A 12658-nucleotide genomic window follows, 5' to 3' on the forward strand; every position below is an offset into this window, starting at 1 on the left:
CGACCTCTTCATGCATTACGACTATCCCGACATTCGCTTTTATATTGATGGCCACTGGACGCTGGGGAGCCCGCCGGTGTCGGCATTCATGGATGTCGATGATCCGTCGTCCGGATCCGTCATCGGGCGCGTGCCCAAGGCGGACACGACGACCATCGAGGCAGCCCTGGCCTCCGCCCGGCGGGGCCAGGCTCTCTGGCGGACCTATGGCCCGGCCCGCCGCACCGAGATCCAGCTTGCAGCCTGCAGGCTGCTGCGCGAGCGTGTCGATGCCATCGCGGCCTGGTCCGCGCTGGAGCTCGGCACTCCGATGTCCGATGCCCGCAATTACGTCCTGCGCGCCGCCGACATCGTCGAATGGGACGCCAATGAAGGGCGCCGACTCTATGGCCGCGTTGTGCCCTCAGATCCGGGGCTGCGCCAGATGGTTGTCCCCGAGCCGGTGGGCATCGTCGCTGCCTTCACGCCCTGGAACGCTCCCGTTCTCACGCCATGCCGCAAGATCGGCAGCGCCCTCGCGGCCGGATGCGCCCTCATCATGAAGGCTGCGGAGGAAACCCCCGCCAGCGCCATGGCCGTGGTGCAGGCCTTCGCCGATGCGGGCGTACCCGCCGGCGTCATCAACATGGTGTTCGGCAATCCCGCGCTGGTTTCCGAACAGCTGATCGATGCGCCAGAGGTGCGCATGGTGACGTTCACCGGGTCAGTCCCGGTGGGCAAACAACTCGCCCAGAGGGCCGGCATGCATATGAAACCCATCCTTATGGAACTGGGCGGCCACGCCCCGGTCATCGTTTGCGAGGACGCAGATATCGACCTCGCCGCAAAGCGTTGCGTGGCAGCAAAATTCCGCAATGGAGGGCAGGCCTGTATCGCCCCGACGCGGTTCTTCATCCATGAGAAGGTCTATGGGGATTTCGAGAAAGCGTTCGCCGCGGCGACGCAGGCGTTGAAGGTCGGTGCCCCGCATGAGCCCGGCGTGGCCGTGGGGCCGCTGGCCAGCCCCCGGCGCCGGAGCGCGGTGCATGCGCTGGTGTCAGAAGCCGTCGATCAAGGTGCGCGCCTCGTGTGCGGCGGCGTGGAACAGCCCGGACCCGGTTATTTTTTCCCCCCCACCATTCTCGCCGACATTCCGCCACACGCCAGGATCTTGCACGAGGAACCCTTCGGACCGGTGGCTTGCCTAGCACGCTATACGGACCTCAATGAGGTCTTGGCACAGGCTAATGCGCTTCCCTATGGCCTTGCGGGCTACGTCTTCGGCCAGGATGCCGCCCGGCTTGAGCACATCGCCGGTTCACTGGAATGCGGCGCTGTCGCCATCAACCATCTGACCGTTTCCACCAATGGCATTCCATTCGGCGGCGTGAAAGACAGCGGCATCGGCCGGGAAGGCGGAAGCGAAGGGGTACGGAGCTATACGGTTTCAAAGACGGTTACCCAGGCGTTTGGCATTTAGGTCAATGGCGGCGGAATTCTGAACATGACTAACACAGGCAGGACTGGATCAACCAATGCCGAACCTGGCAAGGTCTGGTTCATAACCGGATGCGATTCCGGCATGGGCTACGCGGTCGCTCAGGTGGTGCTCGAATATGGCGACACGGTCATCCTCACCGCCCGGGACGAGGCGAACATCAAGCCGCTCATCGATGCGTTTCCGGGCACAGCGCACGGCTTCCAGCTCGACGTGACCAATACGCAACGGATCGGAGAGGTGGTCGAGGCCGCCCTGTCCCGCGCAGGCGCCATCGACGTCCTGCTCAACAACGCGGGGTTCGGCATTCTAGGTGCAGCCGAGGAAACCTCTGCCAGCGAATATCGGCCGATGTTCGAGGTTAATTTCTTCGGACTTGCGGAAGTGACCAAGGCAATCTTACCACACATGCGCGGGCGCGGCTGCGGCCACATCTTCAACACCTCCTCCCTGGGCGGCTATGCGGCGTCGCCGGGCTTCGCCTTCTATGCGGCGAGTAAGTTCGCGGTAGAGGGATTTTCCGATGCGCTCGCACAGGAGGTGGCGCCGTTCGGGATCAAGGTGACGATCCTGGAACCCGGCTCTTTTCGCACCCTTTTCGCCGGAGCCTCACTTCGCAAACCGGCGCACCAGATCCTAGCCTATGCCGGCACCGCCGTCAGCACCACGCAAGAACGCATGGCCCAGCGCGATGGCGCACAGCCCAATGATCCCAAGAAGCTCGGCAAAGTCCTTGTCCGCCTATCGCGGCTAGATGCGGTGCCCCTGCGGCTTCCTCTGGGGGAGGATGCATTGGCGCGGGTGCGCAGCAAGATCGCGGCGGGAACAGCCGAGTTTGACGCCTGGGAGGCGATTGCCCTATCTGTCGCGTTCGACGCGCCTGCTTTGCCGGATTGACGGCAAGGCAGCCTGCTGAACATGGCGGCCACAATATCGATTGTGGCCTCCCATTCTGCGACGGTTGATCGTTCATGCGAGATGCTCCCCTGAGCCCGGAAGACGGCCCCGATGCCCGCCGGTCGGCGGGCGTCAAATCCGCGCGGCGCGTGATCGAAATATTGGAATTGTTCGACCGGCATCAGGAGCCGATGTCGCTCACCGAGCTGTCCAACCATCTTGGCTATCCGCCGTCGAGCACGCTCGCTTTGCTCAAGAGTCTGCAGTCACTCGATTACATCAGCTACGATCCTGGAGAAAAAAAATACTGCCCCACCATTCGCGTGGCGATGCTCGGGGAATGGGTTCAGGGCCAGATCTTCAAAGAAGGGGCGGTCATCGCCCTAATGACACAGCTACAGGAAGAAACTGGCGAAACAGTCATGCTGGCGATCCAGAATGACATATTTGCCCAATACATTCACACGGTGCAGTCCCAAGAGCTTCTGAGATATTATTTGAAGCCTGGGCTTCTGCGTCCCATCTGCCGCAGCGCAGTAGGGTTGGCGCTTCTTTCTATGCAGCCCTTGGATCGGATCCGAAAACTGGTCAAGCGGATCGAGGCGCGCCGGACCGACCCGGCCGACGTGGTGCCGCTGGATGTTCTGACGGCTGAGTTGGAGGAGGTGCGAGCGCGTGGCTATGCCTATAGTGATCAGCTCACCGAAAGCGTAAGCGCCATAGCAATTCCGCTACCAGCCAGATCGCGGCAGCCGCCCATGGCGCTCGGCGTCGGTGGCCCCACCCATCGCCTCAAGCCACGCATTGAGCACGTCGCAATCACGATGAAGCGATTGGTCAGCGAATATTGCGGCGGTTGATATCGCCTGGGGTTGCTAGCTGACTATGCCGCGCGGCGCGATCATCCGCACTCCCTGGTCGCTGAGGCGGCGATCGCGTCCTTTCTGCCGCCTGACCCGGCAGAGCAGCGGGAAGCCGCAATCGCCAAACGCCTCGATCAGTTGGACCGGCGTATGGCCCGGCTGGAGCGGAACCTCGGGATCTCCATAGAGACGTTGGCACTGTTCGTGCGGTTCTGGCTGGTCACCACGCAGGCATTGCCCGAGCCCGCGGCCCAAGCCGCGCGAGCCAAGGCGGGGGAGCGGTATGAGGCATTCGTTGTGGTGCTGAGGCGGCGGCTCGCGCAGGGGCCGCAATTGGTGCAGGAGGTTTCTGAGGACAGCGGTGTTTCCAAAGCATGAGAAAGCGGTTCTGGTGCGATGACCTTTATTCGCGCCGCGGGCGGTCAAACAGTCCCGCCGTCGCGAAGGTGCAGCCTCAGAGCGCAGGCGTGTCGGCAAGGGCACTGCTTGCGAGCTTCGGGCGGAACATCTCCCGCATCTTTTGCAGGTAATGATGTTCCGAGGTGGTCCAGCGCAGATCGGCGAGAAGCCGCGTGTCGGGCCCGGCGGGATAGCGGATCTGTTCGCCGTCCTCGGTCGCGGCGCGGAACACGGCCTCAGCCACCTCCGCCTCGGTGCAATAGGCGGTCGGATAATCGGCCATCTTCTGGAAGCACCCGTAGGCGAAGGCCTCGTAGTCCGGCGGGATCAGGCCTTGCATGCGCGGGCCCCCATTCGTGGTGAAGTTCGTCGTCGGGGCGTAGCCGGGTTCCACGAGGCGGGTGCGGATACCGAATGGCTCCAGCTCATAGGAGAGAGATTCCGTATAGCCTTCGACGGCGCATTTGCTGGCCGCGTAGATGGCCACCAGCGGCATAACGCCGATGGCCGTGCTCGACGTCACGTTGACGATGGTGCCATGCCCCTGCCGGCGCATGTGCGGGATGATGGCGCGGCACGTTGCGAACACGCCGAAGCTGTTCGTCTCGAAGATCTCGCGGATGATGTTGTCCGGTGTGGCTTCCACCACGGAGGCCATGCCGATCCCGGCATTGTTCACCAGAACGTCGATGGCACCGAACGCCGCAACCGCGCCAGCGATGGCGTGGGTGATGCTGTCATTATCGGTGACGTCGAGCTTGAGCACACGCAGTCGATCCGAAACGGGAAAGATTCCGGGGTCTGGCCGGCGCATGGTGGCGACGACGTTCCAGCCCTGAGCCAGAAAGTGCTCGGCGGTCGCCTTGCCGTAGCCCGAGGAGGTGCCGGTGATGAGAATGGTGGGGGTCATGCCTGTCTCCGTGTTCCCCTGCAGGATAGACAGGCTGGAGATACGATATATAATAATATAGCCTTAATTCATTATAGATCGTCCAAAATGGATCCCCTCAGCGAGGTCATCTCCCTGCTGCGCCCGAGCGCCGCTTTGTCGAAGCCGATCACCGGGCGCGGCGATTGGGGCGCGCGCTACGCCGCCTATGGGCAGCCGGGGTTTGCCATCGTGCTCGCCGGGCGATGCTGGCTTGCGATCGAGAAGGAAGAGCCGGTTCTGCTCGACCGCGGCGACTTCGTGCTGCTGCCCGATACGCCGTCCTTCACCCTGTCCAGCCGGCCCGGCGTCCCCTGTGTGCCGTGCGCCCCGTCGCGCGAGGCCGTCCATCATGGGGATCTGGACGGCGAGCCGGATTTCCGAATGCTCGGCGGCAGCTTCAGGATCGATCCCGTCAATGCGCCGGTTCTGCTGGAGCTGCTGCCGGCCATGATCCACATCCACTCGTCTGACGCCGGCACCGGCCGCCTCGGGCGTCTCATTGATCTGATGAGGGAGGAATGTGGAGCCGATCGGCCCGGCCGGGACATGATCATTGAGCGGCTGCTGGAGGTGCTGCTGATGGAGTGCCTGCGCTGGCGCGGCCGCGACCACGGCGTCGTGCCCGCTGGTCTGCTGGCGGGACTGCGAGACCCGGCGCTCGCCGGGGTGCTGCGGGGCATGCATGCCGATGTGCGAACCGGATGGACGGTGGCCGAGCTGGCGGCGGTCGCCGGCATGTCGCGCTCGGCCTTCTCTGCCCGATTTTCTGACGTCGTCGGCTGTGCCCCCATCGAATATCTGTCGCGTTGGCGGATGGCCCTGGCGCAGAACGCCCTGAGCCGTGGTGGACAATCCCTGGAACGCCTCGCGGAAGAGCTCGGCTATGAGTCCGCGAGCGCCTTCAGCACGGCGTTCCGCCGACGGGTCGGCACATCACCGGGCGCTTTCGCGCGTGCCCGGCGGAGCGCATGACGACCGGCGGGAGCAATGGGTCCGCGTTCCCCTTCCAGACCTTGAAGTCCTTCGTGAACCGGGCCAGACGTCGCACCGTCGCTCTTCACTCAGAACCACAAATCGCTTCAACCCAGCCTCTGATCTGATCCGCTCTGCACCGGCCCTGACGTTGCCCCTCGTGGCTCATCCAGTTTGAAGTTCGTTCTGGCCCATTGCGAAGACCAGGACATGAAGCGCAGTCGTTTTTCGGAAGAGCAGATTATTGGGATCCTGAAGGAACATGAGGCCGGGATCCCGGTTGCGGAGCTATGCCGCAAGCATGGGGTCAGCGACGCCAGCATCTATAAGTGGAAGAGCCGCTTCGGCGGCATGGAGGTGTCTGAGGCCAAGCGGCTGCGGGCGTTGGAGGACGAGAATGCCAAGCTCAAGCGCATGCTCGCCGACGCGATGCTCGACAATGTCGCCCTGAAGGACCTCTTGGGAAAGAAGTGGTGACGCCCGCGGCCAAGCGGAAAGCCATCGGCCATCTCATGGGGCACCACGGGATGAGCGAACGGCGGGCGTGTAAAGCCACCGGCTTCTGCCGCATGACCATGAGATACGAGGCGAAGCGGATCGACGACGGCGCCCTGCGCGAGCGCATGAAAGCCCTCGCCCATGAGCGACGGCGCTTCGGCTATCGGCGCCTGCATGTGCTGCTCAAGCGGGAGGGCTTCACGGTCAACCGCAAGCGCCTGTTCCGGCTCTATCGAGAGGAGCGCCTGAAGGTGCGGCGCCGTGGTGGCCGCAAGCGGGCCATCGGGACGCGGGCGCCCATGACGATCCCGATGCGGCCGAACGCGCGCTGGTCGCTCGACTTCGTGTCGGACCAGCTCACCTGCGGCCGCCGCTTCCGCATTCTCACCGTCGTGGATGACTGCACCCGGGAATGCCTCACCCTGGTTGCGGATACATCGCTGTCCGGTGGGCGTGTCGCACGGGAGCTGGATCGTCTTGTAGCCGAGCGCGGCAGGCCAGACATGATCGTCAGCGACAACGGCAGCGAGTTCACCTCCAATGCCATCCTGGCCTGGGCGGATGCGGCAAAGGTCGAGTGGCACTACATCGCCCCGGGCAAGCCCATGCAGAACGGCTTCATCGAGAGCTTCAACGGCCGCCTGCGCGACGAGCTTCTCAACGAGACGCTGTTCTCGGCACTCAGCCAAGCCCGCTCGACCCTGGGCAGGTGGCGCTCCGACTACAATGGATCACGCCCGCACTCCGCCCTCGGCTGGCAGACCCCGTCCGCTTTCGCCGCCACCTTCCACCCGCGACGGGATCTGCCGCTGCGCCAGGCGAAAAGCTCCGCGCCAGATCCCGCCACTCACCCGGCCGACAAGGCCAAACCCAACCGCCAGAACGAACTCACCGCTGGATGGAACTTGGGGGCAACGTCACTATCCATCAAAGTCGCCACCGTGATTTTGCATCATGCCCTCCGGCGGCATGGGATGCCGGGGGGCTGAGTATTCATCGCGGAACTCCGGGCGTCACCCGATCGCGTTTGTTTATCAAAGCCGCTTGGTTAGCCAGTCGAACAAATCTTCCGTGGCCCGGGCATACCCTCCAATCTGACAATGAGATTGCGCGGTCGAGGTCGCATCAAACAACATATAGTCCTTGGGGCATTTCAAGGCGTCAAAAAATGGCTTCGCGCCGTGAAACACCTCTCCTACTCCATCCAGAACCAGTGTCTCGCACGTGATTTCATCAATAATGTCGGAATTATCGTATTCTTTGATGGCATCCATGACGCTTTTCACTGCGTTGGGAACGCCGTGCTTCCAGGCATAGTCCTTCACCAGGTTGCGGACCTGTTCAGGCAGATCTAGGTTCTGCATGTCACGGAACGGCTTGAGCTGCTCGATGATGCCCGCACCCCAGCTGATGTTGCCCGGGTCTGCGACGCAAATCTTGATGCGCTTGTCGAATGCCGCGGCACGAGGCGACAAAAATCCGCCAAAGCTCAATCCCATGATTCCTATGCGGGATTCATCAATTGCAGGGAATTTCGCCAATGCGAGGTCGAGTATTGGACTGACCACATTCTCCCAATCCGATCGGAAGGTGAGGTCATTCAGCCGCAAAGCAAATCCCCGACCAGGACCATCATAGATCAGGCAATGGATGCCGCGCCGAATGGCGCCATCATAAACCCACCTTGTGTCTTCCGCCCAAGTGTCGCGGCCCGGAGTGACGACGAGCAGCGGCGCTTTTTCACCCGCGACAGGGGATCGATAAAAATAGCCCGGCAAAAAGCTCGCCCCATAGGGAAATTCGACATATTCTCCGGGGTATCCGGAAATGTCGAGGTAGCGTTGATAGCATTTTAAGCTAGCGCGCGCATACGTCTTTACGCGTGCGTCCTCATAGTCACTATAATAAAATAAGGCGCAACGCCAGTAGGTCGACGCTCTCAGATATCCCGTCGAGGCCGTGACCCGATTGCCCTTCGCGTCAGCATCTTCAGCCCGAGACTGCAATCGCTGCGCCAATCCGCTCCATTCATTCAGCCAGACCGCCTCGTCGCTTCCTTTGAGATGGCCGACCACGTCGAGGACCTCGCCGAGATCGGTCATCCCATACGACATCAGGCTCAGGATGTGCTTGATCAACGCATCGATCAGCACATTCGAACTGAAGAAATCAGGATCGGCCCAATGCTTCCCGCCGAAAGCAACCCCCGAATCCTGTTGACGCATATGGAGACTGCTCTGGTTGTCAGTTGCCATGATCTACTCCTCGGGTGTGCGTGCCGTTGTGGACACAGGTCATTGCCGTCAGTTAGGCGCAGACATCAGTTCGCGGGCGTGGGCCAAGAGCGGATGCGGTAACCGGCTGGCTATTCGCCCAGATCAAACATGTGACAGTTCCACCCTGAGATCCGCGAGTGCCGCGCGGACGAGTTCGACGAGCGGCGTGCGACCTTCCTCTTCGGCAAACCGATCGATGGCGAGCCGCAGGGCACCGATCGATGCCGTCGCGACCGCGCGCAGGCCCTCGCGCCGTTCGGCCGTCGGCCAGCGTTCGCACATGGCCTCGAACGCGGCCTCTTCAAGTCGCAGAGGCTTGCACGCCCCCCGAAGATGGCGGAGTTCGGTCGTCGGCCGCACGAATTCACTCTGATGTCGGGATTGGTCGGCTTCTTCCTAGCGCTACGCCGCCATCCACCGCAGCACCATGTCGAAGCCGGCCAGAACCGCCTTCTTAAGCCGGGCTGGCTGGTTGGCAAAAGGTGCACTTCGCGCGAGCGCGAATACGTCAATCGGCCGACCGCTCCGTGAAAACGCTCTCCGTTGCCATCGAGACGCGCAGGTTGAACGAGCAGGGATACAACAAATGAAAACGTACCGGGCCTCACGTTACTCTAGGGCCACCGGGGCGCAGCCTTGACCGCATGCGTCGATCGTCGTGCCGGCCTCGGCGCATGGAGGCAGATTTACCGCTCACTTTTGTATCGGAATATTGGCACGAACCCCAAACGGCCCAAGTTGTGGCATTCGGGAATATCGCGCGTCTCCGACAAAAACATCGGCTCTTCCCTCCATTTTGTTGATTGCAGCAAATGGAAAGCGCGACCAACAGAGGAAATCGGCAATCCGCTTGTCCTGCCTGGCGGCGGCAACCACGAGCGGGTGGCCCATATTGGTGGGCACCATATCCGGCCAGAGCGTCAGACGGGGCCAAGGCGACCAGAGGAGTTCGCCGAACGCATAGCCCCCCTCCTTTTCGATGAGGATGTCCCAGACGAATGGATTTGCGGCGGTAGGGCTTGCAAGGATGCGCCGCGCAGTGCCTTCGCCTGCGGCGGCAAGAACTCGAGCAACGTGAGCTTCTGCCCCGCGGCCTGCCACGGCCATCGCCCCGCAATAGGCGGCAACCGCGACGAGCACGACGACGGCCGGCAGGCCCGGCCTGTCTGAGCCACGCTTCTCGCGCCGCACGGTCAGCAAAATTCCGGCGGAGAGCAGGATCCAGAGCCACGGGTCGACGATGAACAATATGTCACCGTAGAACCAGCGCTCCGAAAACGGCATCAGCAGCCGGACGCCGTAGACGTTCAACCAGTCCAGCAGCGGATGGGAGAGCGCGCCGAGATAGGCCAGAAACAGCACTCCGCCCCATCTGACCGGGAGCCGGTTTTTCGGGCGCGTTCCTCGTCGGGCCTGCCATCTGTCGAACGCCACCACCCCAAGGGCGAGCAGTAAGGGCAGGAAAAGCAGGCCGAGCGGACCGTGCGTCAAACCGCGCCGCCATGCAAGGTTCTCGCCGACGAGCAACCCGAACGCATCGAGGTCGGGGAGATTGGCGCCGATAACGAGGGTCGCGGTCCCCAACCCGGTCAGCCGCTTGAGGTCGGTCTGTGCAAGCGTTGCACCGATCAGGGAGTGGGCGAGATTATCCATTCGACGGCTCCCGCATGGGTTTTCAGTTCCTCCCGCGCAGATGGCCGGAACCCCGGTCGATACCGACGAGCGTTGGTCCGCCGGTATCGTGTTGATCAAGCTCACGCGATGGCGTCCAACTCGGCAAGCGTGTCGGCGGAGAGTTCCAGCTCGGCCGCGGCAAGGTTCTCGTGGAGATGCTTGACGCTGGACGTACCGGGGATCAGGAGCACATTCGGCGCGCGCGCCAACAGCCAGGTGAGGGCGATCTGGCGCGAGGTCGCGCCGACCCGTGCCGCGATCGCCGCCAGGGCATCCGACTGGATCGGAGAGAACCCGCCGAGCGGGAAGAACGGCACGTAGGCGATCCCCTGTTCGGCCAGCAGGTCAATCAGGGTGTCATCGGCGCGGTTGACGATGTTGTATTCGTTCTGCACGCAGACCACGGGGGCGATCTTCTGCGCCTCGCCCACCTGCACCGCCGTGGCATTGCTCAGGCCGAGGTGGCGGATCAGGCCCTGCTCGCGCAATTCGGCGAGAGCCGTGAAACGCTCTTCGATCGAGCCCTCCGAGGGGGCCATCACTTCCCCCATGACCCGGAAATTCACCACATCCAGAACGTCCAGGCCAAGGTTCCGCAGATTGTCATGGACAGCCCCCCTCAGCTCGTCGGGGGCCTGCGCCGGCATCCATGATCCGTCATCGCCGCGTTTTGCGCCAACCTTGGTTACGATGGTGAGCTTGTCCGAATAAGGATGCAGCGCCTCGCGGATCAGCTGATTGGTGATGTGCGGGCCGTAGAAGTCGCTGGTGTCGATGTGATCGACACCAGCTTCAACAGCCGCGCGCAAGACTGCAATGGCCGCATCATGCTCTTTCGGCGGACCGAAGACATGAGGACCGGCAAGTTGCATGGCCCCATAGCCCATCCGCTTCACGGCGCGGTCGCCCATCTTATAGACGCCCGCTTTCGCTATATCTGTCATGTTACTATTCCTTTCGGGCTGTTGTTCAGACCTGGGTGATGACGATCTTGCCGCGCGCGTGGCGGGATTTCTGACGTTCGATTGCCTCGCCGAAGGCCGCGAAGGGGACAGACGTGTCGAACACCACCTTGAGGCCGTCCTGAACAACGGCGTGAACAACGTCGCCGAGCTGCGATGCATAGGGTTTGACGTACATCATGGTCGCTGACACGCCATGCGCCTTGGCCGTGGCCTCATCCGGAGGGCTGACCGGCGTCACGAGGCGCCCGCCTTGCTTGATGACCGAATAGCTGCGCGCTTGCGTCTCGCCGCCGACAAGATCGAAGACAAGATCAACACCGCTGAAGACCTGCGCGAAATCCTGCTGCTTGTAGTCCACGACCTCATCGGCACCCAGCGACCGCGCCAGATCGACGCCATCGCCAGACGCCGTGGCCAGGACTCGCGCGCCCGCCTTTTTGGCGAACTGCACCGCGAACATGCCGACCCCTCCGGCGGCCCCGTGGATCAGCACCGTCTCGCCAGCCTTCAAATGACCGACCGAGAACAGACCGTGCCAGGCCGTGCTGCCAGCGGTGGGTATGGCGGCCCCTTCGACTGGTGTCAGCGCCGAGGGCAGCGGCACGCAATGGGAGGCCGGCACGGCGGCATATTCAGACAAGCCGCCACCCGTCAGCGGGTCGGCCCATACGATCACCGCGTCCCCTGGCTTGAAGCCCTCGACGGATGCGCCGACCCGCTCGATGACACCGGCGAAGTCGCTACCGAGCACATAAGGAAAGGTGATCGGGAAGAACTGCGCCGCCCAGCCTGTCAGCAGGCCGATGTCAAGCGGATTGAGCGCGGAAGCCTGGATGCGAACCAACATCTGGTCCGCGGCGAATGCCGGGACGGGAACTTCCTCAATGGCCGCTGGCCCATTGAAGGCATGGATGCGGATGGATTTCATGGCGACCTTTCGGACGGGGCTGGGGCGGGTGCTCACGTTTGCGGCGCGTCAGCCCGCATGATATACTCTCATGTATCTACTCTCACGGGAGCATTTAAGCAATATGTCTTCGATCCGGCTCTTCATCCTGTCCTCCTTCGCCGAACTGGGAGCTATGCACGGCCACAGGCTGCGACTTGAAGCGGAGAAGAAGCGGGTGCCGTTCTGGACCGACATTCCGGTCGGCGCGGTCTATGGCGCGATGAAACGGCTGGCGGCCGAAGGGTTGCTGCGCGAAGCCGGACAGGAGAAGGATGGCAACCGCCCCACACGGCAGCTCTACGAGATTACGGAAACGGGTCGCCAGGCTTTGGCGGAACTGCGTGATGGCGGCCTGACGGAGATCTGGTTCAGATACGACCCATTCGACCTTGCTTTGACCAAAGCCAAGCCGGCCGACGCGGCCGCCTTTACCGGCCTCCTGACCGATCGGCTCGCGCGCACGCAGAGGCTTCTGGACGAGCGTCGCGCCATGATCGAGGGCGCGCTCCCCTACGTCGGCGTGGCCGAGGAATGGGCGCTGCGCCATACCGAACGCAGGCTTGCCGCTGAGGTCGGGTATCTGACGGAGCTTGTGGCAGCAGCCCCCGCAATCGTTGAGGACGAACGCAATCCCCGGCCGCGCAAAGAAAAGATACTGCGCAAAGGGCGGACCCCAGCAGGCACGGCCAAGCCGGATTGATCGGCGCCGATCGATGCCGTGTTGCTGACGAATGCGGGCTGCTTCCGGCCCTCAGCA

At 62.8% G+C, this 12658-nt stretch carries 12 protein-coding genes and 1 pseudogene; 7 read left to right on the plus strand and 6 right to left on the minus strand.

All coding sequences use genetic code 11. The features are described from left to right. Window positions 1-10 precede the first annotated feature (10 nt). The 4 genes from ACU4E7_RS21915 to ACU4E7_RS21930 all read left to right on the plus strand — a co-directional run bounded on the left by ACU4E7_RS21915 (window position 11) and on the right by ACU4E7_RS21930 (window position 3615). Entirely contained in the window at window positions 11-1459 is a 1449-nt protein-coding gene (locus ACU4E7_RS21915; RefSeq protein WP_238120933.1) for an NAD-dependent succinate-semialdehyde dehydrogenase, read from the plus strand. A gap of 24 nt (window positions 1460-1483) precedes the next feature. Further along, window positions 1484-2374, plus strand: a complete 891-nt coding sequence (locus tag ACU4E7_RS21920; protein ID WP_238120932.1) for an oxidoreductase — start codon at window positions 1484-1486, stop codon at window positions 2372-2374. 74 nt (window positions 2375-2448) lie between these two features. Next, complete coding sequence (locus tag ACU4E7_RS21925) at window positions 2449-3234, plus strand: IclR family transcriptional regulator (RefSeq protein ID WP_238120931.1); 786 nt, start codon at window positions 2449-2451, stop codon at window positions 3232-3234. A 6-nt stretch (window positions 3235-3240) separates the two neighbouring features. Beyond that, window positions 3241-3615 carry a CopG family transcriptional regulator gene (locus ACU4E7_RS21930; RefSeq protein ID WP_447021688.1) on the plus strand — a complete coding sequence of 125 codons (375 nt, stop codon included), beginning with the start codon at window positions 3241-3243 and terminating at the stop codon, window positions 3613-3615. 76 nt (window positions 3616-3691) lie between these two features. Here the strand turns inward: ACU4E7_RS21930 and ACU4E7_RS21935 are convergent, their stop codons facing one another. Further along, complete coding sequence (locus ACU4E7_RS21935; protein WP_447020139.1) at window positions 3692-4546, minus strand: SDR family oxidoreductase; 855 nt, start codon at window positions 4544-4546, stop codon at window positions 3692-3694. An 87-nt stretch (window positions 4547-4633) separates the two neighbouring features. Between ACU4E7_RS21935 and ACU4E7_RS21940 the strand changes: the two genes are divergently transcribed. Together ACU4E7_RS21940 and ACU4E7_RS21945 are read left to right on the plus strand one after the other, a co-directional pair. Then, window positions 4634-5539: an AraC family transcriptional regulator gene (locus ACU4E7_RS21940; protein ID WP_447020140.1), complete on the plus strand. Its 906-nt coding sequence runs from the start codon at window positions 4634-4636 to the stop codon at window positions 5537-5539. Window positions 5540-5749: 210 nt separating this feature from the next. After that, window positions 5750-6936: pseudogene (locus ACU4E7_RS21945) on the plus strand (IS3 family transposase); the annotation flags it as partial. Window positions 6937-7071: 135 nt separating this feature from the next. Here the strand turns inward: ACU4E7_RS21945 and ACU4E7_RS21950 are convergent. From ACU4E7_RS21950 to ACU4E7_RS21970, 5 genes are all read right to left on the minus strand, one after another. Next, on the minus strand, window positions 7072-8292 hold the full coding sequence (locus ACU4E7_RS21950; protein ID WP_447020141.1) for an alpha/beta hydrolase family protein: 1221 nt from the start codon (window positions 8290-8292) through the stop codon (window positions 7072-7074). A gap of 123 nt (window positions 8293-8415) precedes the next feature. Beyond that, window positions 8416-8673, minus strand: coding sequence for a hypothetical protein (locus tag ACU4E7_RS21955; protein WP_447020142.1), 258 nt, complete (start codon window positions 8671-8673; stop codon window positions 8416-8418). 333 nt (window positions 8674-9006) lie between these two features. Further along, the gene (locus ACU4E7_RS21960; protein ID WP_447020143.1) at window positions 9007-9966 is read right to left on the minus strand and encodes a metal-dependent hydrolase; all 960 of its coding nucleotides are present in this window, start codon (window positions 9964-9966) and stop codon (window positions 9007-9009) included. Between the two features lie 101 nt (window positions 9967-10067). Then, window positions 10068-10931, minus strand: a complete 864-nt coding sequence (locus ACU4E7_RS21965) for an aldo/keto reductase family oxidoreductase (RefSeq protein ID WP_447020144.1) — start codon at window positions 10929-10931, stop codon at window positions 10068-10070. 25 nt (window positions 10932-10956) lie between these two features. After that, on the minus strand, window positions 10957-11880 hold the full coding sequence (locus ACU4E7_RS21970; RefSeq protein ID WP_447020145.1) for an NADP-dependent oxidoreductase: 924 nt from the start codon (window positions 11878-11880) through the stop codon (window positions 10957-10959). Between the two features lie 103 nt (window positions 11881-11983). On the opposite strand from ACU4E7_RS21970, the gene ACU4E7_RS21975 reads away from it, so the two are divergent. Next, the gene (locus tag ACU4E7_RS21975; protein WP_447020146.1) at window positions 11984-12601 is read left to right on the plus strand and encodes a PadR family transcriptional regulator; all 618 of its coding nucleotides are present in this window, start codon (window positions 11984-11986) and stop codon (window positions 12599-12601) included. Window positions 12602-12658 lie beyond the last annotated feature (57 nt).

The sequence above is a fragment of the Xanthobacter sp. ZOL 2024 genome, from assembly GCF_052932325.1.

Bases quoted from the DNA above. Each gene is read 5' to 3' on its own strand.
- ACU4E7_RS21965 (WP_447020144.1), bottom strand. From the start codon at position 10,931: ATGACAGATATAGCGAAAGCGGGCGTCTATAAGATGGGCGACCGCGCC.
- ACU4E7_RS21935 (WP_447020139.1), bottom strand. From the start codon at position 4,546: ATGACCCCCACCATTCTCATCACCGGCACCTCCTCGGGCTACGGCAAG.
- ACU4E7_RS21975 (WP_447020146.1), top strand. From the start codon at position 11,984: ATGTCTTCGATCCGGCTCTTCATCCTGTCCTCCTTCGCCGAACTGGGA.
- ACU4E7_RS21950 (WP_447020141.1), bottom strand. From the start codon at position 8,292: ATGGCAACTGACAACCAGAGCAGTCTCCATATGCGTCAACAGGATTCG.
- ACU4E7_RS21960 (WP_447020143.1), bottom strand. From the start codon at position 9,966: ATGGATAATCTCGCCCACTCCCTGATCGGTGCAACGCTTGCACAGACC.
- ACU4E7_RS21940 (WP_447020140.1), top strand. From the start codon at position 4,634: ATGGATCCCCTCAGCGAGGTCATCTCCCTGCTGCGCCCGAGCGCCGCT.
- ACU4E7_RS21970 (WP_447020145.1), bottom strand. From the start codon at position 11,880: ATGAAATCCATCCGCATCCATGCCTTCAATGGGCCAGCGGCCATTGAG.
- ACU4E7_RS21915 (WP_238120933.1), top strand. From the start codon at position 11: ATGCATTACGACTATCCCGACATTCGCTTTTATATTGATGGCCACTGG.
- ACU4E7_RS21925 (WP_238120931.1), top strand. From the start codon at position 2,449: ATGCGAGATGCTCCCCTGAGCCCGGAAGACGGCCCCGATGCCCGCCGG.
- ACU4E7_RS21920 (WP_238120932.1), top strand. From the start codon at position 1,484: ATGACTAACACAGGCAGGACTGGATCAACCAATGCCGAACCTGGCAAG.